Origin of the sequence: Flammeovirga sp. SJP92 (assembly GCF_001583495.1) — a bacterium.
In the GTDB taxonomy this organism is placed as follows: domain Bacteria; phylum Bacteroidota; class Bacteroidia; order Cytophagales; family Flammeovirgaceae; genus Flammeovirga.
Genome location: NZ_LQAQ01000111.1, coordinates 189,287 through 214,623 on the forward strand (window position 1 = coordinate 189,287; position 25,337 = coordinate 214,623).

A 25,337-nucleotide genomic window follows, 5' to 3' on the forward strand; every position below is an offset into this window, starting at 1 on the left:
TCTATATGTCTGAAGCCTCTTTGCCAGAGTTTTTCAAGATAGGAAGCCGATCCATTATCCAATCGAGAGGAGGAACTTTCCAATCAAATCTTCTGACAATATTAAATCGAAATTGTCCCATCCAGTATAACTCAGTGATGTCATAGCTGGTAGCAATATTATAAGACTCTAGAACGAATGAAAAGCCTAGATAAGTTCTTCTATTATTATAACCAAAAGCGGTTCTAGTATTCAATTTAAAGCCAGTATCCCAAACATCTTCATTAAACCTACCTTCAGTAGTGTCATACCATGTATTACCGTAATTGAGGCCGTATCCAAGAGCGAGTGCACCTGTAAAAAAGATGCGTTTGTAAATAATCAATGAGAATGCATATCCACCCATTAATCCAGCACTTCCATAAACACCTTTAATGATGTTGTCTTCTAGCTGATATTCCTCTCTTATATGAGATGGAATCAATGAGGAGTCGGCTTTTATATTTAGGAAGTTGATATAAGGACCATAAAGAAGAGATCCTGCTGTTTTTTTCTGAACCTCTGTTTGTGCAAAAGCGGCTCTGAATGAAAATTTTCTATGGTTTTGAACAAATAAAGTTGAAACACCAATAGTATTAATCTTCATGTCACCCCTTAATTGAGTTGGTTGATTACTTTGATTAAAGCTGTTTCTACTTTCATATTCACTGATATAGAATCCATTATAAAATTGTAAACCGAAATCAATGGCAACTTTTCGTCCGTAAACATAAGAGCGCATATCCAGCTTTTTTGTTTCTCCAAAGGTATCATTATCATTATTAATGGCTGGGAAGTTGATACCGATGTTAATGCCTAAGCCTCTGTAGTTAAAACCAAAACCTAAGTTTAAGTTGCCATTTGGAGAGTAAACGATCCTTTTGGATTGATCATTATTCCCTGTGAGAATAAGGTTATTAAATTTATAAACAGAATATAATCTCAAATGAAGGTCATTGTTGTACGATTTATAATAAGTCGTATCATGATCCAAGACAACTTCATTTGGAATAGAATCATTCTGTGCGTATATGTTGTTATAACTATAATACAGTGATAGCGATAACGTAAGTAGAAGCGCGTAAAATTTCAATTAAGAGTATGTAAGTGAGTTTAAAAAATAATAATGAAGAAAAACAAAATATTAATCAAAATCAAGTCCAAGCTTTTGCTGTAAAGTTTTCAAAGCTGGATATTTCTCTTGTAAGAATTGTAATTTATCTTGAGGAGAATACAAACGTTTAGGTTCTTTGCTTTCTTCAATTTGTATTAATTTGGTAGAAATCTCTATCGTTTCATTTTTCAACTCTGTTCGGAGTTGTCTTAGAAGCTCAGGTCTTACAATATTCAAATGTTCATTTTGAATAGTATTCGTGATTTCAACAATTATATTTAACTGACTATCAAGAGTAATTTCATTTTCGTCTAATAATATACTAGCAAATTTACTCTTTCCATTTTGTCTGTACTCATCAGCAAATGAGGTCCATATTTTTTTAGCCTGCTCTAAAGTAAAAGATTGGCCTACAATGGCTTTACTCTTTTTAGGTTTACTACTTCCAAAGCTAGGAGCTGGTGGAGGTGTTGGTTGTTGTGGTGTAGGAGGTATTGAAGAAGCAGTTGAAGCCACCTGTTTTTGTTCAGTAGCTTTAATACTTTTAGCCTTATTAGACAAACCAGACTTAAGTTGTTCTAAATTACCTGAAACTTTTGTGGTAGTTTGAATATGAATTTTATTCTCTTGTTGAGTTAGTTCACTCACAAGAGATTTTTTTTCTGCAGGTTTCTTCTCAGCACTTAAAGCTTTTTGTTTTGCCTTAAGTTCAGCTAGTCTTTTTTTTTTATTTCTATTTGAGCTAAACGGATGGCTTTATTAATATGTGCCATTTTCATTAAGGCCAGCTCAACATGAAGACGTTGATTTTTACTTTCTTTGTATTTAGTATCGCAATCACTGCAAATGTTCAATGCCGTCATAATAAATGACATTGGCACTTCTTTAGCTTGTTGGTCATACCTCTGCTTTACAGTATCAGAAACATCCAATAACTCTAAAGTCACCGTATCCTTACATACTAAAATGTTTCTGAAGTGTTCAGCTAATCCATTAATGAAATTATGTCCATCAAACCCTTTTCTCAAAATCTCATCAAACACCATCAATGCTTGAGAAGCATCTCCTTTATTTAAGAAGTCTGTTAGTTTGAAATAGTAATCATAATCCAAAATATGTAGGTTGTCTACTGTTGTTTGGTAATCAATTACATTATTATTAGAGAATGTAACAATCATATCAAACATGGATAGAGCATCTCTCATACCACCATCTGCTTTTTGAGCAATAAGATGGAGTGCATCATTGTCAGCTTTTATATTTTCATTTGATGCAATTTTTGAAAGTTGACCTACAATTTCTTTGACAGTGATTCTATTGAAATCAAAAATCTGACAACGAGAAAGAATTGTTGGTAAGATTTTATGTTTTTCAGTAGTGGCCAAGATAAAGATAGCATAGGATGGGGGCTCTTCTAATGTCTTAAGGAAAGCATTAAAAGCGGCAGTTGAAAGCATGTGCACCTCATCAATAATGTAGACCTTCTTTTTGCCTGGCTGAGGAGCATATCGAACTTGTTCAATTAAATTTCTGATATCTTCCACGGAGTTGTTGGAAGCAGCGTCAAGTTCAACAATATTTAAAGAAGCATTATTATTAAAACTAGAACAAGATGCACATTCATTACAAGGGTCTCCTTCCTTTGATAAATTGTCGCAATTGATAGTTTTAGCAAGAATTCTAGCATTGGTTGTTTTACCCACACCCCTTGGACCACAAAATAAAAATGCTTGTGCTAAGTGATTACTTAAAACAGCATTCTTTAGTGTGTTTGTGATATGTTCTTGACCAACAACAGTTTGGAATGTATTGGGACGGTACTTACGAGCCGAAACAACGAAATTATCCATAAAATCCTTTTCAGTTTCTAAAAATATTGAATACAAAGTTAAAAAAAAGTGAGTCAGTTGAAATGTTTCTCGGCTTTTTCTTTTTAAATGAAGTATAACAATTTGATGAATATTTAATAGAAGAAGAGCTCTATTGCTAATTCCATTGCACTATTTGAATATATTTTATAATGATATATTATTTAATGAAAATTATTAGTAAATTTGTATTGTAACAAAAAGTTCTTTTCGCAAAGGCTTTTGATAACGAAACGAATCTGATATCGAATAGATATAATTTTTATAAACTACTAGAGACAAATTTCCAACTAATTATAAAGACATAAAATTAGAACTTTACTAATCAGACTTTTGAAGATTAATAATCTAATTTAAAAAAGACAAACTTTCAATTAATCAAGACCACTATGTAAATAGTGGTCTTTCTTTTTGCAAAGGAATAAAAAAAGAGAGTTGATTTATATTTCTAAATCAACTCTCTTTGTATATATATTATTATGCTTCTGCATAAGAGTAGAAGCAACTCTAATTACATTGCTAATTTGGCTTTAACAAAAAGCTCTACATCAGACCATAATTTTGATTGTCCGTCAGCACCTTTGTGTAAGTCATAGCAAACTTTGTTCAACGCATCGATAGCACCTAAACCATCCCAAGTAGCCATATCGATTGAGCCTTTTAGTACTACAACATTTTTATCAGCTTTCGCTACAAGCTCAACGTCTTTTGTTACGTCGTTCATAGTAATACTAACAGTGGCTTTACCATTGCTCACTGATTTTACTTCTCCTTTAATTGTTTCATTGTTCAATAATGTACCAAAGAAGTGCTCAACGATTTTACCATTTCTACCAACATCATTAGTTTCGATAGAGTTGACAGGAATTGAAAACGTTAAACCAGGAAGGATATCCATTGCATTGCTGACTTCTTCAGTTTTAGGAGTAACATCAAATTTTAAGAATTTTCCACCTACACCAACTTTATCAGTTGTTTTGAATGCTGTGAAAGAAACTACAGTGCCATTTGGATCATATGTGTATTTTGCCTCTGACTTCACCTCTTCAGTAGAAGTAGTAGATGATGACTCATTTGATTTATTAGGTGATGAGCAACCTATTGCAGAGATTAATAAAGCTCCGATAAGATAATTAACTAACTTTGTCATTTGTTTTGTAGATTATTTAGTTGTATTACAAACTGTTTAAAGTGGTTGTTTTAATTTACGACTATAGCGTTGTAAAGCTATCTCAACTTCAAAATTGTCTTTTTCTTTATAAATTTTCAAAATTTTTGCCTCTACTAATGATTGACTTTTGAGTCTGGACTTGATTTCTACGGAAATATCCATATCAAGAAATCCGATTTGTTCGTCATTTAGTTTTACAACTTTGATGGCTGAACTGTCAAAACGGTTCAACTCATCAGGAATCAACATTAGTAATTCTCCTTCTTTTGATTTTTTAATAATATCTTGTCTGTTGACACCGGTGTCTTCATTCTCATATTTTGTGCCAGCAACTTTAGTAATCTGAGGTTCTAATTTTTTTAGATTTGAAGTGTCGTTAAACCTTTTGAGATAAAGCTGGTATTTCTTTTTAGCTTCCGCTTCCTGTTTTTTTAAAGCTTGGTTTTTTGAGTTCTTTTTAAATCTTAAATAAAAAATAAAAAGGATTGTTATGGCAATTATTATAGCCCAAGTGGTAAGCGACATAAATTTCTTAGTTTAAATTTGTTCGAAAAATAATAGATTATTGAACGTCAAAAAATAGGAAAATATAAATATTGAATAAATCTTTAAAAAATTATATTAAATGAGTGTTTATCCCTCAAATAATAACCAATTCTCTAAAAAATATTTGTATTATCATTATCTTTAATGATAGAAATAGCATTTGTCATGGTTTTTACCACATATATTATATAAATAATGGATATTCAGGAACTCATTTTTTCAGTTATAGGCTTAGTTGTATACTGGTATTTATCTAACTTAGGGAAGAAGAAAAACGATAAGAATAAAAACAAAAATATTAATCAAGAAACTATTATCCCTCCAACAAACCAAGGAGAAATAAATCAAAGTGAGGGTGATCATATTCAAAATAGGGAAGAAGTAAAAGCACCAACATCTTTTACAGACTTGTTGAATATTCTATCAGACCCTGGAAAGATAGAGTCAAGACAACGTGATATCAATCCTTTGGATCCTCAAAAATCAGAAGAAAGATTAGTTCGTGATTTAGACCAGTATAGCCCTTCAAATGTGGCTGAAGAAACTTACGAGTCTGAAATGGATCGATATTATGATGATCAAGATGATTATCAGTGGCAGGATGATTTCACCAATGACGATCTCGATAAAGAGAAAGTTGAAAAGGGTAAAACAATTGCCAAAAAGAGAAGGCCAAAGAAAAAGAAAAATGTTGCTCAGCTTTTTAAGAATCCGAATAGAATTAGAGATGCCTACATTATGAATGAAATTCTGATGAAAAGAGAAGATTAAGTTCTAATGAATTAAGAATTCCTCCTCTCAGTAAGATTGATTTTTTATCATTTACATCCATCTTTTATAGCTTTTTAGATTAGCTCAATACTACTTCGACTTACTATGAAAAAATTACTGCTCACTATGGTTGGAGGCCTTTCATCAGAGTGGCCTCGAATTGCAGCACTACTAACCTTAGGCTTTTTTACAGGTATTTTTATGGCCAGTTATAGTGTTGCCATTAATACCCTCTTTATCTCTAAGTTTGGAAATGAGGAAGATTTCCCATTAGCCTTGGTGACACAAGGTGTTTTAGGTATCATCTTTACCATATTATTCTCCAAACTTCAAAATATTATTGGTTTCCGTAAACTCGTTTATTTTACATCTACGATTATTTTTTTAATAATAGGTAGTATAACGGGGATGTTGATTCTTTTAGATGAAAATCAATGGGTAGTCTTCTTTGGTTTTGCTACACTGGGGCCAATTGCATCTATTTCATTATTGATTTTCTGGGGAGCATTTGGACGTCTTTTTAATTTTTCTCAAAGTAAACGTTTATCAGGTGGAATTGATACAGGACAAGCTGTAGCGACGATTTTGGCCTTCTTCTCGGTACCTCTTGTACAAAACCTATTACCATCTTTTTCTTATTTATCTCTTGTAGGAGCTATTTCTTATTTAGGATGTCTTGTTTCTATCGTTTATATACTTCGAAACTTTAGAATGCATGCAGCTGAAGCCATGACTGTGGATGAACACAAAACAGAACCACATAAAAGAGTGCGTTTAAGAGATTATAAGAAGTACTTTTTTATGATCAGTACGTTTGTAATGTGTTCAAGTTTTTCAGCAGCTTTTGTAGACTATTCATTTGTAACAGTAACACCACAGTACTTTTTGAAAGAACAAGAGCTTGCCAATTTCCTTGCCTTTTTTGAGGCTTTTGTCATTATTGTTTCCTTTTTAGTACAAACGTTCCTTAATGATAAGATTTTGGAAGTTTATGGATTACAATATTCATTGATGTTACTTCCCGGTATCTTAGTGTTTTTTGGAGTGATTGATTTAGTGATAGGTTCTTTATTTGGTCATAGTAAAGAATCGGGAGCTTTTCTCATGTTCTTTTTGATCATATCAATGTCAAAACTTGTGACAGATGCCTTGAGGGATTCCTTAGAAAGTCCCACAGTAAAGATCTTTTTCTTTCCATTGCCAACGGAAATAAGATATGAAGCTCAAACTTTAGTAGAAGGGACAGTTGCTCAAATGTCAACATTAGGGGCTGGTATTTTGATGATTCTTATTTCCAGATTGGGCGGTTATAATATACTTTATAACAACTTTGTAATTTTTGCAATAGTGGGAGTTTGGGTCTTTATCACATTTAAAATGTATGCTCAATACAGAGTTTCTCTTCAAAATTTATTGGCGGCCAACTCAACAGAAAATGAATATACATCAGATCAGGGAAATAGGTTTCAGAATAATAAAATTCAGAATTTGCTTCAAAGTAGGTGGAATTCAGTTTCTACAAAACTCTCACCGCTTCTTTTTAAACTCATCGAGAGATTAGATATTTTTCTATTCAGATCAATTTTATCAGAAAAAGGAAACCTGTTGAGGTTTGTCAATAAAAGAATTGCTTTAAGTAAAATCAAAGAATATAGAATTTATGAAAGTGCAGATGCTTTGAATGCTTTTGTTCAGGGTACATTCGAAGATGATGAATTAATAGCAGTCGCGGAGGCATTAGCTCATGATTTGAAAGCTGAAGTATTATTAGAAAGTGACATAGAGAATATTATAGAATTATCAAAGTCTCCTGATCCGAAAAAGCGGATGAAGGCTTCAAGGTTAATTTTTAGTTGTTATGATGAAAAGTTGGAAAATACAGTTTCCAAATTAATCAGAGATTACAATTATGATGTAAGAGTAGAAGCAATGTCTTTGGTGGGATATCACAAAATATCCACACTAATTCCAGTTTTGGTAGAGCGTTTATCTATTAAAGGTGATGAAAGGGTAGCATTGTCTGCAATTGTAGCTGTGGGTAAAGAGGGTGCTAAGATTTTGGAAAATGCCTTTCATAAAAATGGTCAAATACAGCAGACCAAACGACTAATTCTACAAGCCTACGCAAAAATTGGTAGTGAAGAATCTGTACAGCTTTTATCAGAAAAGATAACATCTCCAGAGAGAAGAATTTCATATGAGGCTCTTTCTCTTCTCAGTGCATTAGGATGGAATGCTGAAGATGAATATCAGATCTTGTTTTTGAAGGAAGCACTTAAAAGGGAAGCGAATAACTGTTATTGGAATATTGCGGTTTCTTTGGAGTTAGAAGATTCAAAGGAAACAGTATTAGTTCAACGTGCTATACAAGCCGAGATTATTAGTAATTATAATCAGATGTTCCTTTTATTGGATATGCTTTATGATAGGGGTTCTTTGAAATTGATTCGAAAAAACTATGAATTAGGAACTGCAGATAGTATTGGTTACGCAGTAGAATTACTTGATGTACTTATTGATGAAGATATAAAAGGTTATGTATTGCCTCTGTTTGAAGATGCCTCTGCAGAGGAAAGAGTGAAGAAATTACAAGACTTATATTATAGAGAATCTTATACGAGTGATTATGCTTTAGTTAGATTAGCGACAAGAGATCCAAACTGGCTGTCTTCCTGGGCAAGAGCTTCAGCTTTATATGCTTTGGCATTTAAACCTAGAATGTGTAATCCTAATATGCTTGTGGGTTATCTTTTTGATTCAAGCAAACTACTTTCAGAATTGGCTGCTTGGATATTAAAAGTAAACTTTCCGGATACTTTAGAGGAATCTTTTTCAAGATTAGACCATAAGACGGAATCTGACTTAAGAGAACTTCTAAGGGATGTAGACAGTTTGGATTGGAAAACAACACCTAAATTTACTTTCTCTAAGGCACTTTTCTATTCAAACATTTCTGAATTTCATAATCTAACAGGTGATGAACTTTCTGATTTGGCTGAAATATCTAATTTGAAATTCGTAGAAAAAGGAAAAACGATTATCAATGCCGAAGCACTGAAAGAGGGAGGGTTGTATATTGTCAAAGATGGTGAAATAGCCATTGGAAATGGTGATGCGCATACTCTTTTATATAAAAACAGAATGATGATTGGTACTTATATATCAACAAAGGCTGATGCATGGGTTGGTGATATGTACACTTTGAAAGATAGTTATTTGTATGAGATTGATGAGAAATCATTCTTCTTACTGCTAGCTACGGATATGCACATGGTAGAAATTATAATGAATAATGTAAGAAGAGCATTCAGAACCTCCATCAACCTACAGAAAGTAGTATTGGAATAAAAAGAATCTTATTATTCTAAAAAAGAAAGGCCACTCATCATTTTTGAGTGGCCTTATATATTTTGACAGATTAGTTTAAAATGCTTAAACCAATTGTTTCTTTTTGATCAAAAGGAACTTTAAAAGAGACGCCTAATGCTTTTGTTTTAACATACCCAGAATATCTTACTTCAAAGTCTTCACCAGTAGCCATGTTAATAATTCCGCCTAATAAATTGGAGAATAATGCTTTAGGAGGGAATTGAACTTCAAGAGGTAAAGTGAATTCTGATTTTTTCTTAGCTTCAGAACTTAAATTTTGATTCACAGATCCAATATTATTTCCATTAACAAGTACATCTACATGAATTTCATCAATTGTAATTGAAACGCTATTGGGATTGTATAACACAGCCTCCGCTTTAACTACAAAGTTACCATCTTCAAGAGAGAACATTTCCATATTTTTCAATGTAACAAACTCAGGTGCTTCAGGACCGCATGAAGTCAATGATAATAATAAGATGCTTGTTAAAAAGTATTGTAATAGACTTTTAAAGTTCATTCTATTTTAGTTTAAAAAAAATTACAGATATACGACGATACTTACATTTTATGCTGTATGTATCTTTTAATCAAAAATAAGAGATTATTCATAAAGCACCTAATGAAGTCCCCTGTTGAAGCTTTACTTTTTTATGAATTAAGAAGTGTATTTAATATGATTATTCAATGAATTTCAGTCTCCTCAGTTAAAAGCTCGATGTAAGATTATCATCTATCCAAGAAATATTATGAAAAAAATACTTTGTCAGAGGATATTAAACATCTCTTTTTTTTAGAGAGGAAAGTAAAGAGTAAATTTATGACAATGGATGATGGTATTTTACTACTTGAGTTATATTTATAGTATATGTGAATACATGTTAACGATCTATTAATCTATTCTTTATTAAATGAATTACACTAAATTTGCAGCCAATAATAATCCAAGGTTTGCCAAAAAAATATGACTATAACAACGATGATTCAACCTGATAAAAGAAGTGTCTTCTTTCAAATTATTGAGTTTTCAGTTTATCGTTTTTATTCTCTTCTAGAAGAAGGGAAAGGTAATATTGGAGATGGCAAACAATGTTTTAAACTAAAAGGAAGAGGCGTAAACTTATATTCAAAAAAAGATTTTATTGAATATAATAACCTCGACGAGTTAGTTTTTGAGGATATTTGTTTAGAGTTGTATTCCTTGTCGAATAGAACTCCTAAATGGGACATGGATAGATTATTTGCTTACAAAAGTGAAATTGTTGATAATTTCTCTAATATCTTGGAAGCAAAATCTGTCAATGATTTAACATTATTTGTCTCAGATACTAAAACAGCAAACTTTATTTTTGCTTTGATGATGAATTTACAAGACGCTGATCATGAAGATCAGAATGAAGAATTTAGTGAAGAAGGGAAGAAAACGGAGGGTAAGGCTTCAGTTGACGAACCTATAAAACTATTACAAGTAGAGTTTCTTCAGAGGTTTCAAGTGCTTGAGCAAAGGATCAATGACTTAGAAACAGAAAATAAGAGATTAGAATCCAAGGAAAAAGAAGACCAAGAGAAAATTTTGGTACTTGAAGCTAGTCTTAAAAAAATAGAGAAATTAGAAGAGCAGATTGAGATCCTTCAAAAATCTAGAAAGAAAGAACTTACTGAAGTTTTTGATTCTTTAGAGGAAAAATTAAAATCTGTCTCAGATCAAATTACAGAAGTCAATGAGTCTTCTTTTAACAAAGAATCGGTTCGTGAATTTTTATCGCGTCTAGATCAAGTGGAAAGAAATATTATTGACATCAAAGATGAGTACGTGAAAGATGACGCGCTTCAATCTTTTTCTAAGCAGTTGGAGAAGCTGAATAAAGAAATTAGTTTCTTGACAGACGATCATGGGAATGAATTGAAGAAGGTTGATTTAAGATTTACAAAAATCAAAGGTGAGCGTTTAGAGTTGCGTGATAAGATGAATCTTATCGAGGAAAATGTCGCTGAAAAAATTGAACAGCTGAACTCAAAGCTGGAAAATGAAATGGGACAAATCACTAACGTTGCCGATGAAGTGACACGTAGACAGCAGGAGTTGCAAACCATGCTTAGAGATGAAATTTCTACTAATAAATCATTTATAGATAAGCTAACGGAAAAAATCAATGATTCATTTGCAGAGGTGAATGAGAAGCAACATGAATTATTTATTGCTGTTAGTGACGTGAAAAGTAAGAAAGGGGAGAGCTCCTCTTCAAATGCTGTCATTTCTAATTCCAAAGCACCAGAAATTTCTGTGGATGAGGAAGATGATGTAAATAGCGGAAATTATATAGAAATATGTTATGCCGAACCAGATGGCAATGGTTTCTTGACTAACTTATCCTCAAAAAAGCTTACTTACAAGCATGTATACAAAGTCAAAGTAATTGATGATACATCAGCTGATTTTGAGTTTGTAGATGAGGAAGATGCAAAGAAAACATTGAATATGAACCTTGCAATGATGTTTGATGAATATATGTCAGATAATGGAACAAGCGGTCCAAAGATATCATTGACAAGTTATGGTGAGGCAAAGAAAGTAAGAGGATTGAACGCATGGAGGGTACATAGAAAAGCAATCGTCAATCGATCTTAAAATATTAACGTTGTGTGTGTTTCTCAAAGTGAATAGGATCTCCTAATATTGTCACTTTACTTAAAGGAGTTTGAAAAATAGTAGCATTTTGTTTTGCGGTAATTTCTATTTTTGAAACTCCTTTTGCTTTTGCCTTTACTTCTTGAGTTATAAAATTTTTACCCTCAATTTGAGACCCATCATTAGCAAAGATAAATGCTTTCTGACTCTTTCCATTGAGTACCATATTTGATGACCCAATTAAAGTGGTATATAAAAATTCACTTTCGATTGCAATGTCAGCATCAATCTTACCATCAAGTTCAAACTTCACAGTGTCCACACTACATTTTGCTACTTTAAGATCACCTTTTCCATTAAATTTAATAAAAGCAATGTCTTTAGGAGATGAGATTTTTAAAGTGTGTTCCTCCTCGTCATTTTCTTCGGAAACAGGATATATCTTCAATGTGCCATTGATACTTTTTACTAAATATTTATCGCTGTTCAGATTAATATTAGTAAAGTCAATGTCGTCATCAAATGTGATATCTACATTAAGATTTCCATAAATCTCCAATGAGTCGGTAGGAGTGACTCTGATGTGAAGTTTTTTATCCTTATCTGTTGATGTGAAAGAAGAATTAAAGTGATCTTGATGAACGTTGTGATCATTCTTTTTTGAGAATTGAACTTTATTTTGAGTATCGTCAATATCATCTTTATTGAAAGAATGGCAGATGTCATCTGTATCAAAAACTAAGAATCTTCTCTTGTCATAATGTTCAAATTCAATATCCTGCTCGGCAATCTTTTTCTTGATTTTATTGTCTATTGTAAACAATTTACCATGTGGAACATAAATGAAGAGCTTCATAGATTGCATTCTATACTTGACACCTCTTGGAAATGCAAAATGCGAACCTAAAGTGATTGTGTTAGCATCTATCTTGGAAGAGTAGTCAATGGCTTTAGCATTAATAATTGCTCTTTCCCTTGTCTTACCCAATGCTTCTTGCAAGAAAACTAATTTTAGTTTGTCTCCGTCGTAGCTCTTGAGGTAAATCTTAGTTTCGTTAATAGGTAAATTGCCCAACTTTTCCATTTTTAAATCTAAAGGCATTGCACCTAGCGGTAATAATACCTCTTCTTTGTGAGTAGCTTGATTGTCAAAGTTATGGACTGACATATTTAAAGCCGTCAAAAGTAGGATTGTAAAAACAACATTCAAAGTAATCAATGCAAAAAGTACAGTGTTGTTTACGCTCTTTCTGAAAGTGATCAAAGAAGTACTAATCACAAATAATAAAACAGAAAGTACCGTAAATTCAATGGCACTAATGATAGCTGTTGTATTTGGAATACTATATTGAATAGTATTTAAAATATTACGGTCATATTCTAATAAAACCTCATTGGCAATATCGTTAGAAACATAGTTGAAAATTGAATACAATGGTATAATCTTAAGACTGATTCCAAGAATGGGAATCGAAGTGAAAACCATTGTAATCGTGAATATAAATAAGATGGACCCTAATATAAAGGATAAAGCTCTTGCTAATTTATATAAGAGTGGGCTTACATTGACATTAGTGTTTTCAAACTTAATGTAGAGGTCTTGGAAATATTGACCAGAGAAATTGGTGTTTTCAAAAGTCTTTGTCAGGTACGCTTCAATTTCTGTAAGATTGAATTGAACTCCTTTACTTTGAAATTTGTCTTTCAAGCTTCTTGAATAAGGCGTAACAATCCAAATGACAGCATATAATACAATTAACTCATTCAGAAAATAAGTAGATACAATCAAACCGAATCGAATCCAATTAATATCAATTCCTAAATAGTTACTCAAACCTGCTGCAACGCCTCCAAAGATTTTATTTTCCTTATCTCTAAAGAAAATTCGTGTATTTTCATCTCTTTGAATGTTTCTTTTTTCAGGAAGTAATAACCATCCCACTAGGTAAGCCACTGCAAAAGTTAACATAGGAACTTTAGTGGAGCTCAAGAAAAAGATAGGCAGTAATAATAATAACCTAATCCAAAGTGGGTCAGTCTTAAGAGAATCAGCTATGCCTGCCGCAACTCCACCTATTTGTTGTCGATCAATATCCCTATAGAGGTCCTTGATTTTTTCAGATAAAGAAGAAACCGTTTCGTCATATATTGACTGTTTTTGAAATTCAGTATTCTGTTCCTTTTGTAAATCAGGAATTGTATAACCATCAGGAAGGCCAATGATTAAGATAGCTTGTTTTACGTCATCTTCGGTAAGAAAATCAAATTCGTTGTCAATACAAGGCAAAAGCAGTTCAGCTAGCTTGTATTCAATCTCTTTAATAATGATCTCAGAATTATTGAAACTTTTCAAATGATCATATAGGGCACTTCTGTAGCCGTCCAAAAGAGACTTGGCTTCTTCTGTGATTTTAAATATATTATTTCCTATATGTACATTATTCTGAATCATATAAAAGTGATTAAGTATTGTGGTTTTCAATGTATAAGTATAATCAATCAAATCTAAAATTTGACCAATTTTGCAGATTAGCTTCGAGTGAATTTGTAAGTTTCTGATATACAGTGTTTAAGGTGTAATTTATTGAGGTTTGTCCATTTCGATTAAAAATAATAAACTGTTCATTTTTGTACATTTTGAACACAATTTTCTATAATATTTAATGCCTCTAGTATATTTGAAGTATAATATTTGAATTACGCATTAATTTAGACATGAAAAATTTTTTATTCTTAGCAACAGTATTGTCTTTCTTTTTTTCGCTCTCATCTTATGCTCAGTGCGATAAGTGTAACGAAGCTTCAGAAGAGACAGATTTTTGTTATACAGATTCTCGCTTTGAAGGACTGTGTGCAAAATTTATCGAAGGAAAATCTTATTTCTTTTTAGATAGAAAAAAGAAAGAGCTCCGCATTGATTTCAATTTTGATAAATCATCAGATCCATTATCATACAAAAAAATGGTAACCAATAAGAAATTGAAGGTCTCAGCGCTTGAGCTTTTATTTATCCAGACAGCTATTGAAGTTTGGAATGATGAAAAAATTAAAATAGGATATGACTTCTTGGCTTCTGGTTTAGGGATTAAGATGTTGACAGAAGGTAAAGGTGAAAAACCTCAAAAAGGTCAGAAAGTAATCGTTCATTACACAGGTCTTTTAGAAGATGGGAAAAAGTTTGATTCTTCAAGAGATAGAAATATGCCATTTGAGTTTAATGTGGGTGTTGGTGAAGTGATCAAAGGATGGGATGAAGGTGTGATGAATTTACCGATCGGTTCACGTGCCATGTTGATGATCCCAGCTGAGTTAGGATATGGTTCAAGAGCAATTGGTCCAATTCCAGCAAATGCCACTTTATTCTTTGATATTGAGGTAATTGGAGTAAAGTAATGTTAATGGAGTTTAATACTTCAAATCAAAGAAACTTTTTCACTTAATTAAGAATCTTTTTCAATACAATTCCGTTTATATATAGTGTTACAGTTACATTTAAACCTGGACTTTTATGAAAAAGATATTTTTATTGACTTGGGCCATTTTTGTTACTCAATTTTCGATTGCACAAACTATAGATAGTAAAGAATATCTGACAGATGTCACAAAAGAAATCATTACTACGCTAGAAGATGGAGATGATCAGGAACCATCAGTTTCATTTGTAACTCCAAAACAATCTGAAGTAGAATATTCAGAGTTTTTAGAGAAAAAATTTGAACACAATAATTCTGAGCATATTCAATTGTCAGTTAAAGATACAGGTTTCTTAACTCCGGTAGTTACAATTAATAATGGAGGAAAGTCAAAAATGAAAATGAGAAATGAAGCTGTGCCGATGACACAAACAGATGGAACACATGTTTTTTATGCAGGATCAGACAAAATGATCAGTTCTATTAATGCTTTAGTAGGTGTAAGAGTAGCTGTAATCAATATCAATAAAAAATAAAAAACCTTCAAAAATATACCGAGAGGCCACATTTTATGTGGTCTCTTTTTTTTTAAGTGATAATTTATAGTGTTGCAACATAGTTTAAACTTTTTACAACACTGCTGACAATGTTCGAGCGTATGTTGCCGTAAGTTTGTAACAGATTATTAGTAGAATGATGATTAACTAATTACTTATAACATGAATTCGCTCGAAACAAAAAGTCCTTTAGTAAGGGATGTGTATGCTTTAAATGAAAACAATTTTTTTTCGGAACCATCTCTCGCTAATTGTGTATTAAAAAACAAAATTTGTCTTATTGGTCATAAAGCTTTGATCGTAATGACAATATTATCTTCACTTCTATTTTTGGTTTCCAAGACAGCTTTTACTGTTTTGATACCATCAGTAATGATCGCTACATTATTATTAGATATGCAGTTTATCAAGTATAAACGATATGATATGTCTAATCAGCTTAATGCAGTATCAATGTCCTTTATCGGAGTATTATTTACTTTGGTAATTCCAAGTACCCTTTTGGAAAGTTTTATTTTCCTATCTGCTATGATTTTGATGGTCTTTCAAAAAGAAAATCAACTAAGTGGAAAAACACTCTTTTTTATTGCTTCTATGATTTTTTTAATAGTATTGGCAAAAATATTTTTTCCAGATAAATTTTTTATTGAAATTGAGAACTGGCAAGCCTCTGTATTTCACATTGCTACATTAATTGTAGTTTCTGGTATCATATTTTTCACAATTAGAGTGTATAAGAACCACTCAAAGAAAGTTGAATACGAAGCCTTAAACGAGAAAAATGAAATCTTAAAAAGCAGTGAGAAGAAAGTTGAAGCTCAGTTAAGTGAACTAAGTGTTCAAAAACAAGAGCTAGAAAATCAGCTTTCATTAAAACAGAATGATATTGAAAGTATCAATGCTAATGTCCTTGTTCAAATGAAAAACAAGGAAAAGGTACTTCATCAATTAGAAGGGCTCTCAGGAAAGACAGAAATGAAAAAGGAGCTTCAAAAGATCATCATTGAATTGAGATCTCAATTAGATACAGATAAGAAGCTTCACACACTACAAGGAAATATTCAAGATGTCAATGCTGAATTCTCAGTTCGCTTAATCGAACAATATCCTGTGTTGACAAAAAATGATAGAGAACTATGTGCCTATATGAAATTAGGTATGTCTTCAAAAGAAATAGCTCAATTAAGAAATACTACAGCAAATGCAATTAATGTAGCGAAGTCTAGATTGAGAAAAAAAATGGGGCTATCTCATAATAAAGAGATAGCCGAAAGATTATATCAATTATAATTTAGAGTATATTGTATTAATGCCCGTCAATTTTTGGCGGGTATTTTTTTGTTCTTTTTTAGTGTTCTAACACTGCCTTTTTTGACTTCAGTTTTACACTGTTGATCAATAAGCCGGTGATCACCAAGAAACCTCCAAACAATTGAGGTGTCACAATTTCCTCTCCTAATATGAATGAGGCAGAAGCACCAAAAACAGGAACTAAATTCATAAATAGGGCACTTGTTTCTGCTCCAATTTCTTTGATGGAAATAAACCAAAAAGCACCACATAAAGCGGTTGATAAGGCTCCCATGAAGAACAATGCACTTAGATATTCCAAATTAGTAGGGAAAATAAAGTCCTCCATAAAGACGCTAAAGCCAATAAAACAAATACAGGCAACTACAGTGACTAAAGTTGTAAGCCAGAGTGGAGCAACGCCACCTAGATACTTTTTGATATAGACATTACCAAAGGAAAAACTAAGATTCGCGCATAAAATGTAAATATCTCCTTTGGAGAAAGAGAGATTCGTAATGACGCTGATGTCACCTTTTGAAAGGACAAACAAAATCCCTAAGAAACCAAACATCATTGCTATAACTTGTCTGAGATTGAGTTTCTGCTTTAACATCGGTATTGATATTAAAGCCGTATTTAATGGAGTGAGTCCTATAATTAACACGCCATTAAAAGCAGAAGTGTATTTCATGCCCTCCAGGAAAAGGATATTATAGACAAATGCACCTACCACACCCACAAAAACGATACTTTTCCATTTGGAAAAAGCAGTTTTAATATCTTCTTTTGTAGGCTTTCTGAAATACATGATAATCACAAGCAAAATTGCACCTAAAGTATATCTATAAGTGCCTGTTAGCATAGCAGATGTATATTGTAAAGCTACTTGGGTGACGTGGAAATTTACCCCCCAAATAAGAGTGGTAAATACCAGGAAGAAATAAAATTTATTTATTGCTCGCACAGTTGATTTGAAAGTTGATGGAAGTTTATTTTTTCAAATATCGAAAAAAATAGCACGATTATAGTATTATTTTAAATAATAGATACTTTAACCCCTTATATATTGCTTTAATTGATAGGTACTATGACTTTAAATTTTCGACAAACCCTATTTCTTCTTTGTTTTCTTTTGGTAAACCTCACTTTTGTAATGGGGCAGACCGATAGGAGTATTGTTATTAATCCTGATTATGAAGAGGAATATCAATTAGATATTAATTCTAAAACTTATGCCTTATTGATTGGTACAGATAAGTATGATTACTTTCCAACATTGAATAACCCAATCCATGATGTGGAAAAAGTGGGTGATTTATTAAAAAATAAATATTTGTTTGATACAGAAATCTTAAAGAACCCATCTTCTAATGAGGTTATTTCTGTCCTTAAGACCTATCACAGAAAATTAAAAAAGAATGATCGCTTTCTACTTTATATTGCTGGTCATGGTACATACGATAATACATATTATAAAGAAGGTTTTTTGGTCATGAAGGAAACTAAAAGTGAGGCTTTAGATCCTAACTTATTAACGTATTTGCCATTTCAGCATATCAAAAGCATTACTGATAATCTTCCGTCACAACAAGTCATGTTGGTGGTGGACGTTTGTTTTGGAGGAGCATTTAATGAAAAAATTATCCAAAGTAGGAGTGGTGTTACTAGAAATTATCATTGGAATGCAGATGTATTTTTAAAAAATCAATTAAAAGAAAAAGGACGATTTGTATTAAGTTCGGGTAGATTAAATCCTGTTTCTGATGGTATTTCAGGACAACATTCCCCATTTGCCCAAAAATTTATCTCAGCTTTAGAAATACATTCAAAGGATAGTATCGTCACTGCTCAAAAGTTGCAGTTGGAACTTCAAACACTTTCATCAAATCCTGTATTAGGCTTCTTTGGTGAGACTGTTGGAATTTCAGATTTTGTTTTTAAGGCAAAGAGCTCAACGTCTAGTGTAAGTGAAAAGGAGAGAATAGAAGTTTTAGTGAATATTTACTATGGTTATTTGAAGGATTTATCGCTTGAGTTCTCTAAAAAAACATTTTTAAATTCGGTGCAACTTCAAAAAATAGCCAACGAGTTTTATATAATGGCTAAAAGTGGAAATGTAGAAGCATCCTTTTGGGCTTCTTATATGAGTCATTGCAGACATGGTATTCGGTTAAGTGAAGATGAAAAGCAAGAGTTTTCACAGCGAGCTTACACTGCATTTACAGCAGAACATTTTGATCAGATGAACAATGAACATCTGCTTCTACTGACCATTTTACAGTCAGAAGGAATGGTGCCTATTCAAAGTCATTCTAGCTTGCAACAGCTAATCACATCATCAGTAGATGATAAAAATGCAATTGGTTATTTCTATGCAGGCAGATATTGTAAGAGGTTCAAGAAGTTGAAATATGAGTATTATTATTTACTCAATGGAGCGAAAAAGGGAAATCCATTCTGCCAATTTGAATTGTCCTCATTGATCTTTAAAGAAAAAGAGAAATTAGAACGTTTAGGTTATACAGATTTGGATTACGAAAGCTGGCTTATAAAAGCAAGCGAAAACGGCCTTCAAAGAGCTAAAGATGTTCTCATTTCAAGAGGTATAACAGAATGATTTTAATCAGGAAACATTTCACTTCCTGATTAAAACCAACTGAATTTCTATATCATAAATTAATACATCAATTCAAAAGCACTTCTATACGCACCAATTTCTTGAGTATAGTCAACAAACTTTTTATAAAAATGATGCCTGCAAATAGTACTTGAATCACCAATGACTACAAGTTTTTTCCTAGCTCTTGTCATGGCAACGTTCATTCTTTTTGTATTTTGAAGAAAACCTATTACTCCGTCATCATTAGAACGAACAAGACTTATATAAATAATATCTCTTTCTTGGCCTTGAAAAGAATCAACAGTATTGATATTAATTTTACTTTTGACTTCATCAGAAAAGTCAAGGTGATAGAGCGTACTTTTTAACGCTTTCACTTGAGCTTTATATGGAGTGATCACACCAACATTTTGGACTTCTTCAAATTTTTGTTGTTGCTGTATTTCTTCAAAATAAGCAGTCATATGTTTTTGAAGAATATCAGCCTCTTCCTTATTACTAGTACTCAATGACTCAGGATCAGTGTAATCGTTGAAACCAGTTCCGGCAGTATCTATAAATTCTAATGGTAAATCTCCATCAAAAATTAAATGATCTTTTACATTTTCGTTGGCAATGAGGCTATTGTTATAGAAAAATTCAGAAGAGAAATTCATGATTTTCTCATTCATTCTGTATTGTTCTTGCAGCATCACATCCACTTTTTTGGAAGTGATTAACTGCTCAAATAATGTTTTCTCTAAACCTTCTTTGGCTGCTTTTATTGATTTGATCGTAGGAGGCAATTGTTGGTGGTCTCCAGCTAAAATAATACGATCGGCCCTTTGTATTGGAATCCATGTTGCTGCTTCTAAACCTTGACCTGCCTCATCGATATAAACTGTAGAAAACCTTTTGCCTCTCAATACTTGTGTAGAAGAACCAACTAAAGTACAGGTAATCACTTGTGCTTTATCGATGATATCATTGGCAATATATTCAGAAAGAGATCTGACTTCTTTTCTTAGTTTGTTGGCTTCAGACCAAAGCATTTTCCTTTCTTCTCTTTCTTCTCGGCCAAAATTTCGTTTATATTTTTGAGCCGCATTTCGGTACTGATTTTCTTGTTGTTTTACAGCCTTAAGTTCTTTATACCTGATATGTTTGGTTGTTTTTACATCAATTGTTTGTTGTAAAATAGTATCTGTAATTCTTGCGGGGTGTCCTAAACGTACAACATCGACCTTTTTTTCTACCAACTTTTCAGTGAGTAAATCCACAGCAGCATTACTTGGAGCACAAACCAATACTTGATCAGTATTTTTGAGGTTTTGAATAATACATTGGATGATGGTTGTGGTTTTACCTGTACCGGGAGGTCCGTGAATAATAGCCACATCTTCTGCTGATAATACATTCATCAAAGCCTTATTCTGACTCTCATTCAAATAAGGGATGTTGTATTCATAAATGGAATTGAATTTAGCCTTTAAATCCCCAAATAAAATATTTTTATGTTTTTGTAAAGTAGCATCTTCACTATTCATGCATAGTGTAATTGCTCTTTCCATTTCTTTATAAGTACTTTCATCAAATAATAACTGAACTCCTAATTGTCCATCATTAATCCAGTCGGGACTATCATCAGCATTTAAGGTGATTGTCATTGTATTTTTCTTTACATAATTGACAACCGCTTTAACATTTTCAGTATGCTCCTCATTTTTACCAGCTGTTGAAAACAAAGAAATACTTTTACCAGATTGAAAAACATGACTTTCTGTATGGTTTTCATTTCTTGTTACTTCAATAATAATTCGATCTCCAGCATCAAAAGAAGTTTTGTTGAGTTGTACAGGGTGCCAGCAAATACCTCTTTTTCTTCTTTCTTCAATGGAGGTGTCACTCATTAACTTTTTGTATTGTTCTAAGTCTTCCTTTCTTTCTAGTTGGAGTAATTCAAGCTGTTTCTTGAAATGTTCTTTGATTTGATCCTTATCCATATTTTGTCGTTTTCAACTAAACTACATAAATGATTTAGATTTTTTTGAAAAAATTACGAATTCATGCAACCCTTTTAAAACCGCAGTGTCTTTAATAGTGAATATAGTATTAATTGTAATTTTCGTACGATAATGAACAAGTGTGTTCAACAGTGTTACAGAATAGGGGTCTGTTTTAGTGAATTTATAATTTTTACTGTGATTTGTTTGTGAATTTAAAATTGAACATCTATAATTGAATTAATTATTAAAGAATGTGAAACTTAATACAACTTCCAGTTAAGTATTTAACATTCAACTATATCTATGAAACTGTTTAAAAAGCAGTAATTAACTATTAGTGTCAAATTATATTATACAATCTATGAAGACTTCTACACTCGTAAGTGCATATGTTGCGTTTATATGCCTCATCTTTATGTCGTTTACCACATTGGGCAATGAGCCACTTGCCAAAGGAACGGTTAAAGGCCGTTTAATTGATCAGGATAACAATCAACCCGTAGGTTATGCATCAATTGCATTATTAGATGCGGATAAAAAATCAATTACAGGAGCATTATCAGACGATAATGGAGAATTCGCACTTACAAAAGTACCGTTAGGGAAATACAATCTTGTTGTTCAATTCATCGGTTATGAAAATTACATTGAGGAGATTGAATTAACTCCTAAAAAATCAAAGTTAGAATTAGGTGAAATTGTATTGGTTTCATCGGTAGAGCAACTTGAAGAGGTTGAAATTACTGGTGAGAAATCATTCATCGAAAATCGAATTGACAAAAAAGTAATCAATGTAAGTGAAGCCATGATTGCTGATGGTAATTCTACATCTGAAATTCTGAATACTTTACCTGAAGTGAATGTAGGTGCTGATGGAACAATTTCATTAAGAGGTGACAATAATGTAAGAGTGTTGTTGGATGGTAAACCTTCTCAAATGGATATTAATCAAATATTACAGTCTCTTCCTGCAGATGCTGTGGATAGAATTGAAGTAATTACAAACCCTTCATCAAAGTATGACCCTGATGGTTTGTCGGGAATTATTAATGTAATTACGAAGAAAGATGCATTAAAAGGTTTTAATGGCAACTTTAGCTTGAATGCAGGGTCAAATAGCAAGTACTCAGGTTTTATTGGCTTAAACTACAGAGTGAAAAAATTGAACTTCTTTGCTCAATCTTATATGAGTACTAATGAATGGGATAATACTCGTGACTTAAATAGGGATTATACGGATAACACTATAAATAATTTAAGACAGCACGAGAATATCAATGATGATAATGGTTTTAGAAATGTTCGTTTAGGAATGGATTACTTCTGGGATTCAACAAATACTTCAACTTTTGCTTATGAACGATGGAGATGGGAATCGGATGCATTTTCTGAATATAACAATGAATATTTGAATGGTGATGAAGTGGTAGATGGGAACCTTCAGTTGGGTAAGAATTATAATTTAGCTCAAGGTGATCAATTTAACCTGAATCACAGAAAGGAATTCAAGAAAGGAAACTTGGAGGTTGATTTATTTGCCAATATCGGAGAGGCAGATATCATCCCTCAAAACGCTCAGAAAATTGGAAATGGAGAATGGCAAGAAATCAGTAGAAATAATAACTCAGCGAACTGGTTTTACAGTCAATTAGGCGTTGATTATGATCAGCAAATTAATGATAAATCGTCTTTTGAGGTGGGTTATAAAGGACAAATGACAGATGCTGAAATGAGAGTGCAGAGTATCAATTTTATCTCTGATGATACACTTTCTTATACTTATCCTTATTTGGAACAAGTACATGCAGTTTATGGTTCTTATTCATTGCAATTAGGAAAAACTCGTATTAAAGCTGGGTTAAGAGCTGAATCTGCATTGATGGAAGGTAAAATTACTAATTCTTCAATTGCTGATACAACTTATACAATTGACTATCAGTCATTATTCCCTTCATTGCATATTCAACATAAATTAGGAGAAAAAAATACAGTGGGTTTCAGTTATAGTAGAAGAATTAAGAGACCGAACGTAATGCAATTGTTGCCAATTGAAATGTCTTCCAATCCACAAAGTGTAATGAGAGGTAACCCAGGTTTACAACCTTCATATACTAATTCATTAGAAGTCTCTCATGGTTTTATGGGAGGAGCGTTTAGTGTAAACACAGCTGTTTATATGAGACATTCAACAAATATTATTAGAGAAATAGTTGAATACGAAGCAGATCGTGATCTTACAGTAATTACATATAGAAACTTAGGGGAATCGATGACAGGCGGAGTATCATTATCATCTAATTATAACATGACAAAGTGGTTGGAGTGGAATGGATCAGTTGACCTTTACTACTTGGATATTCAAGATGATAATGAAGAATACACGATTCCAGCCGATAATAATCCAATTAACTGGTCAGCAAAGTTAAGTGCAAAAGTAACCCCAATAAAAACACTTACAGTACAGTTGATGGGAAGGTATACAGGTGAAAATTATGATGCTCAAAGAATTACAGATCCTCAATACTCAATGGATTTAGCCATCAAAAAATCAGTATTGAATCACAAAGGTAGCTTGAGTTTCAAAATTAATAACTTGCTATACAGTGGTGAGCAAAGAACCGCTTTTGGAGACGGTTTCATAGAGATGACAGACTTTCAACAAGAAAATCCTGTGTATAGATTATCATTCTCTTATGCCTTTGGAGGTCAGTTCCAAGGACGTCAAAAGAGAAAGTTACAATCTAACGGGGGAGGATTGTAGTAGGAATTCATAGATAATAGTATATAAAGTAATACTACCCGACGTTGTTGGGTAGCATTCTTTATGTACTATTTTTTATTTCAAATTGGTCCAGCCACCTGCGTTATGAACTTCTTTAATTCCAGCTTTTTTAATTTTTGAAATGGCATTAGAAGCTCTGATTCCAGATTTACAGACAACTACTAATGGTTCACCCATTTTTAGAATTTCAGGCATTCTTTTGCTCACCTGATCCAATGGGATATTGATAGATCCTTTAAAGTTTCCAGAAGAGAATTCTCCAGTGCTTCTAACATCTAAAACTTTAGCCCCATTGGCTACTAATTCATTATAATCAACCTTAGGCCCAAGCCCGAATAATTTTCTTAAAAATCCCATAGTGTGTTTTTTAAATATGATGATAAAACAAAATTAGTGAATCACTAGAATTCCTTTGTGATAAATGTTACGCAAGAAGTTCAACTTTATTTCTGCCAAGCTTTACTTTTCCGATTTTTTCTAATTGCTTCAGTAATCTTGAAATTACCTCTCTTGAAGTATTTAAATTTAATGCAATTTCTGAATGTGAAATATGCAATAAATCTGTTCCTTTTATATCTCTGACTTTTTGAAGATAATTGATCAAGCGTTCATCCATTTTTTTAAATGCTAGTTCATCAATAGCTCTTAATAAACCATCAAAGCGGACCTTATAAGCATGCATTACAAAATCTCTCCATTCAGGAAAGCGTGCCATCCAGTCATTGATTTTAGTTAGTGGTACTTTATAGACTAGTGACTTTTCTTCAGCAGTTACCCTTACTGCACTTTCTTGATACATCATTGAAATAGTACAAGTTTCACCGTATTCCAAATAATATAAAAAAAGTTCATTCCCTTCATCATCTTCCCTTGTTACTTTCAATACACCATTGGTAACAATCGGCACAAAAGTCATTTCCTCATTCAAATCAATTAAAAACTCACCTTCATCAATTGAAATTAATTCTCCTACATCTAAAAACTCTTGTTTTAGTGGATGATCAGCAGGTAGTGTGGGGAAACTATTCTGAATAAAATGCTCGATATTATTTTTCATAACAAATTAATATATGATGATTTGTACATGTTTCAAATTTACTTTATTCTATCTTCTCATAATAGTGTTTTTGTAAATATTATGATGAGAATATCCTTTCACAGATGTTATAATTAAGTAATTATTAAAACTGTTCTTAAT

The 25,337-nt window shown here is 32.3% G+C and carries 19 protein-coding genes; 8 read left to right on the forward strand and 11 right to left on the reverse strand.

The annotated features are described in order from the left end of the window. Window position 1: 1 nt before the first annotated feature. From AVL50_RS28840 to AVL50_RS28860, 5 genes are all read right to left on the reverse strand, one after another. Window positions 2–1,111 (reverse strand): DUF4421 domain-containing protein, encoded by a 1,110-nt coding sequence (locus AVL50_RS28840; RefSeq protein WP_082796052.1) that lies wholly within the window; start codon window positions 1,109–1,111, stop codon window positions 2–4. Between the two features lie 51 nt (window positions 1,112–1,162). Continuing rightward, complete coding sequence (locus AVL50_RS28845) at window positions 1,163–1,780, reverse strand: hypothetical protein (RefSeq protein WP_062620894.1); 618 nt, start codon at window positions 1,778–1,780, stop codon at window positions 1,163–1,165. A gap of 65 nt (window positions 1,781–1,845) precedes the next feature. Next, the gene (locus AVL50_RS28850) at window positions 1,846–2,982 is read right to left on the reverse strand and encodes a DNA polymerase III subunit gamma/tau (RefSeq protein WP_062621083.1); all 1,137 of its coding nucleotides are present in this window, start codon (window positions 2,980–2,982) and stop codon (window positions 1,846–1,848) included. A gap of 529 nt (window positions 2,983–3,511) precedes the next feature. Further along, window positions 3,512–4,150, reverse strand: a complete 639-nt coding sequence (locus AVL50_RS28855) for a YceI family protein (RefSeq protein ID WP_062620896.1) — start codon at window positions 4,148–4,150, stop codon at window positions 3,512–3,514. Window positions 4,151–4,186: 36 nt separating this feature from the next. Then, window positions 4,187–4,696: an HIRAN domain-containing protein gene (locus AVL50_RS28860; protein WP_062620897.1), complete on the reverse strand. Its 510-nt coding sequence runs from the start codon at window positions 4,694–4,696 to the stop codon at window positions 4,187–4,189. A gap of 216 nt (window positions 4,697–4,912) precedes the next feature. On the opposite strand from AVL50_RS28860, the gene AVL50_RS28865 reads away from it, so the two are divergent. Both AVL50_RS28865 and AVL50_RS28870 read left to right on the forward strand, forming a co-directional pair. Continuing rightward, a complete protein-coding gene (locus AVL50_RS28865) occupies window positions 4,913–5,488 on the forward strand; it encodes a hypothetical protein (protein WP_062620903.1) in 576 nt (191 codons plus the stop codon). Window positions 5,489–5,593: 105 nt separating this feature from the next. Continuing rightward, window positions 5,594–8,836 (forward strand): MFS transporter, encoded by a 3,243-nt coding sequence (locus AVL50_RS28870; protein WP_062620904.1) that lies wholly within the window; start codon window positions 5,594–5,596, stop codon window positions 8,834–8,836. 70 nt (window positions 8,837–8,906) lie between these two features. Here AVL50_RS28870 and AVL50_RS28875 read toward each other — a convergent pair whose 3' ends face one another. Next, on the reverse strand, window positions 8,907–9,380 hold the full coding sequence (locus tag AVL50_RS28875) for an LEA type 2 family protein (protein WP_082796053.1): 474 nt from the start codon (window positions 9,378–9,380) through the stop codon (window positions 8,907–8,909). Between the two features lie 444 nt (window positions 9,381–9,824). Here AVL50_RS28875 and AVL50_RS28880 point away from each other — a divergent pair, with 444 nt between their 5' ends. After that, complete coding sequence (locus AVL50_RS28880; RefSeq protein ID WP_157491658.1) at window positions 9,825–11,489, forward strand: hypothetical protein; 1,665 nt, start codon at window positions 9,825–9,827, stop codon at window positions 11,487–11,489. A gap of 4 nt (window positions 11,490–11,493) precedes the next feature. On the opposite strand, the gene AVL50_RS28885 is transcribed toward AVL50_RS28880, so the two are convergent. Further along, window positions 11,494–13,941: a PspC domain-containing protein gene (locus tag AVL50_RS28885; RefSeq protein ID WP_062620909.1), complete on the reverse strand. Its 2,448-nt coding sequence runs from the start codon at window positions 13,939–13,941 to the stop codon at window positions 11,494–11,496. A 263-nt stretch (window positions 13,942–14,204) separates the two neighbouring features. Between AVL50_RS28885 and AVL50_RS33695 the strand changes: the two genes are divergently transcribed. The 3 genes from AVL50_RS33695 (at window position 14,205) to AVL50_RS28900 (ending at window position 16,749) form a co-directional block, all read left to right on the forward strand. After that, window positions 14,205–14,882, forward strand: a complete 678-nt coding sequence (locus tag AVL50_RS33695; RefSeq protein ID WP_062620911.1) for an FKBP-type peptidyl-prolyl cis-trans isomerase — start codon at window positions 14,205–14,207, stop codon at window positions 14,880–14,882. A 115-nt stretch (window positions 14,883–14,997) separates the two neighbouring features. After that, on the forward strand, window positions 14,998–15,438 hold the full coding sequence (locus AVL50_RS28895; RefSeq protein WP_062620913.1) for a hypothetical protein: 441 nt from the start codon (window positions 14,998–15,000) through the stop codon (window positions 15,436–15,438). 324 nt (window positions 15,439–15,762) lie between these two features. Beyond that, window positions 15,763–16,749, forward strand: a complete 987-nt coding sequence (locus tag AVL50_RS28900) for a hypothetical protein (RefSeq protein WP_157491660.1) — start codon at window positions 15,763–15,765, stop codon at window positions 16,747–16,749. 58 nt (window positions 16,750–16,807) lie between these two features. Here AVL50_RS28900 and AVL50_RS28905 read toward each other — a convergent pair whose 3' ends face one another. Further along, window positions 16,808–17,716, reverse strand: a complete 909-nt coding sequence (locus tag AVL50_RS28905; protein WP_082796054.1) for a DMT family transporter — start codon at window positions 17,714–17,716, stop codon at window positions 16,808–16,810. Between the two features lie 189 nt (window positions 17,717–17,905). Here AVL50_RS28905 and AVL50_RS28910 point away from each other — a divergent pair, with 189 nt between their 5' ends. Beyond that, on the forward strand, window positions 17,906–19,369 hold the full coding sequence (locus AVL50_RS28910; RefSeq protein WP_062620919.1) for a caspase family protein: 1,464 nt from the start codon (window positions 17,906–17,908) through the stop codon (window positions 19,367–19,369). Window positions 19,370–19,428: 59 nt separating this feature from the next. On the opposite strand, the gene AVL50_RS28915 is transcribed toward AVL50_RS28910, so the two are convergent. After that, a complete protein-coding gene (locus tag AVL50_RS28915; protein WP_062620921.1) occupies window positions 19,429–21,354 on the reverse strand; it encodes an AAA domain-containing protein in 1,926 nt (641 codons plus the stop codon). Between the two features lie 418 nt (window positions 21,355–21,772). Between AVL50_RS28915 and AVL50_RS28920 the strand changes: the two genes are divergently transcribed. Then, window positions 21,773–24,118: an outer membrane beta-barrel family protein gene (locus AVL50_RS28920; protein WP_062620923.1), complete on the forward strand. Its 2,346-nt coding sequence runs from the start codon at window positions 21,773–21,775 to the stop codon at window positions 24,116–24,118. A gap of 75 nt (window positions 24,119–24,193) precedes the next feature. Here AVL50_RS28920 and AVL50_RS28925 read toward each other — a convergent pair whose 3' ends face one another. Both AVL50_RS28925 and AVL50_RS28930 read right to left on the reverse strand, forming a co-directional pair. Beyond that, window positions 24,194–24,496: a rhodanese-like domain-containing protein gene (locus AVL50_RS28925; RefSeq protein WP_062620925.1), complete on the reverse strand. Its 303-nt coding sequence runs from the start codon at window positions 24,494–24,496 to the stop codon at window positions 24,194–24,196. A 67-nt stretch (window positions 24,497–24,563) separates the two neighbouring features. Next, on the reverse strand, window positions 24,564–25,196 hold the full coding sequence (locus AVL50_RS28930; protein WP_062620926.1) for a Crp/Fnr family transcriptional regulator: 633 nt from the start codon (window positions 25,194–25,196) through the stop codon (window positions 24,564–24,566). Between the last annotated feature and the right edge of the window lie 141 nt (window positions 25,197–25,337).

Coding starts and splice junctions, on each gene's coding strand:
- AVL50_RS28850 (WP_062621083.1), bottom strand. CDS start 2,982: ATGGATAATTTCGTTGTTTCGGCTCGTAAGTACCGTCCCAATACATTC.
- AVL50_RS28855 (WP_062620896.1), bottom strand. CDS start 4,150: ATGACAAAGTTAGTTAATTATCTTATCGGAGCTTTATTAATCTCTGCA.
- AVL50_RS28860 (WP_062620897.1), bottom strand. CDS start 4,696: ATGTCGCTTACCACTTGGGCTATAATAATTGCCATAACAATCCTTTTT.
- AVL50_RS28865 (WP_062620903.1), top strand. CDS start 4,913: ATGGATATTCAGGAACTCATTTTTTCAGTTATAGGCTTAGTTGTATAC.
- AVL50_RS28870 (WP_062620904.1), top strand. CDS start 5,594: ATGAAAAAATTACTGCTCACTATGGTTGGAGGCCTTTCATCAGAGTGG.
- AVL50_RS28875 (WP_082796053.1), bottom strand. CDS start 9,380: ATGAACTTTAAAAGTCTATTACAATACTTTTTAACAAGCATCTTATTA.
- AVL50_RS28880 (WP_157491658.1), top strand. CDS start 9,825: ATGACTATAACAACGATGATTCAACCTGATAAAAGAAGTGTCTTCTTT.
- AVL50_RS28885 (WP_062620909.1), bottom strand. CDS start 13,941: ATGATTCAGAATAATGTACATATAGGAAATAATATATTTAAAATCACA.
- AVL50_RS33695 (WP_062620911.1), top strand. CDS start 14,205: ATGAAAAATTTTTTATTCTTAGCAACAGTATTGTCTTTCTTTTTTTCG.
- AVL50_RS28895 (WP_062620913.1), top strand. CDS start 14,998: ATGAAAAAGATATTTTTATTGACTTGGGCCATTTTTGTTACTCAATTT.
- AVL50_RS28900 (WP_157491660.1), top strand. CDS start 15,763: ATGACAATATTATCTTCACTTCTATTTTTGGTTTCCAAGACAGCTTTT.
- AVL50_RS28910 (WP_062620919.1), top strand. CDS start 17,906: ATGGGGCAGACCGATAGGAGTATTGTTATTAATCCTGATTATGAAGAG.
- AVL50_RS28915 (WP_062620921.1), bottom strand. CDS start 21,354: ATGGATAAGGATCAAATCAAAGAACATTTCAAGAAACAGCTTGAATTA.
- AVL50_RS28920 (WP_062620923.1), top strand. CDS start 21,773: ATGTCGTTTACCACATTGGGCAATGAGCCACTTGCCAAAGGAACGGTT.
- AVL50_RS28925 (WP_062620925.1), bottom strand. CDS start 24,496: ATGGGATTTTTAAGAAAATTATTCGGGCTTGGGCCTAAGGTTGATTAT.
- AVL50_RS28930 (WP_062620926.1), bottom strand. CDS start 25,196: ATGAAAAATAATATCGAGCATTTTATTCAGAATAGTTTCCCCACACTA.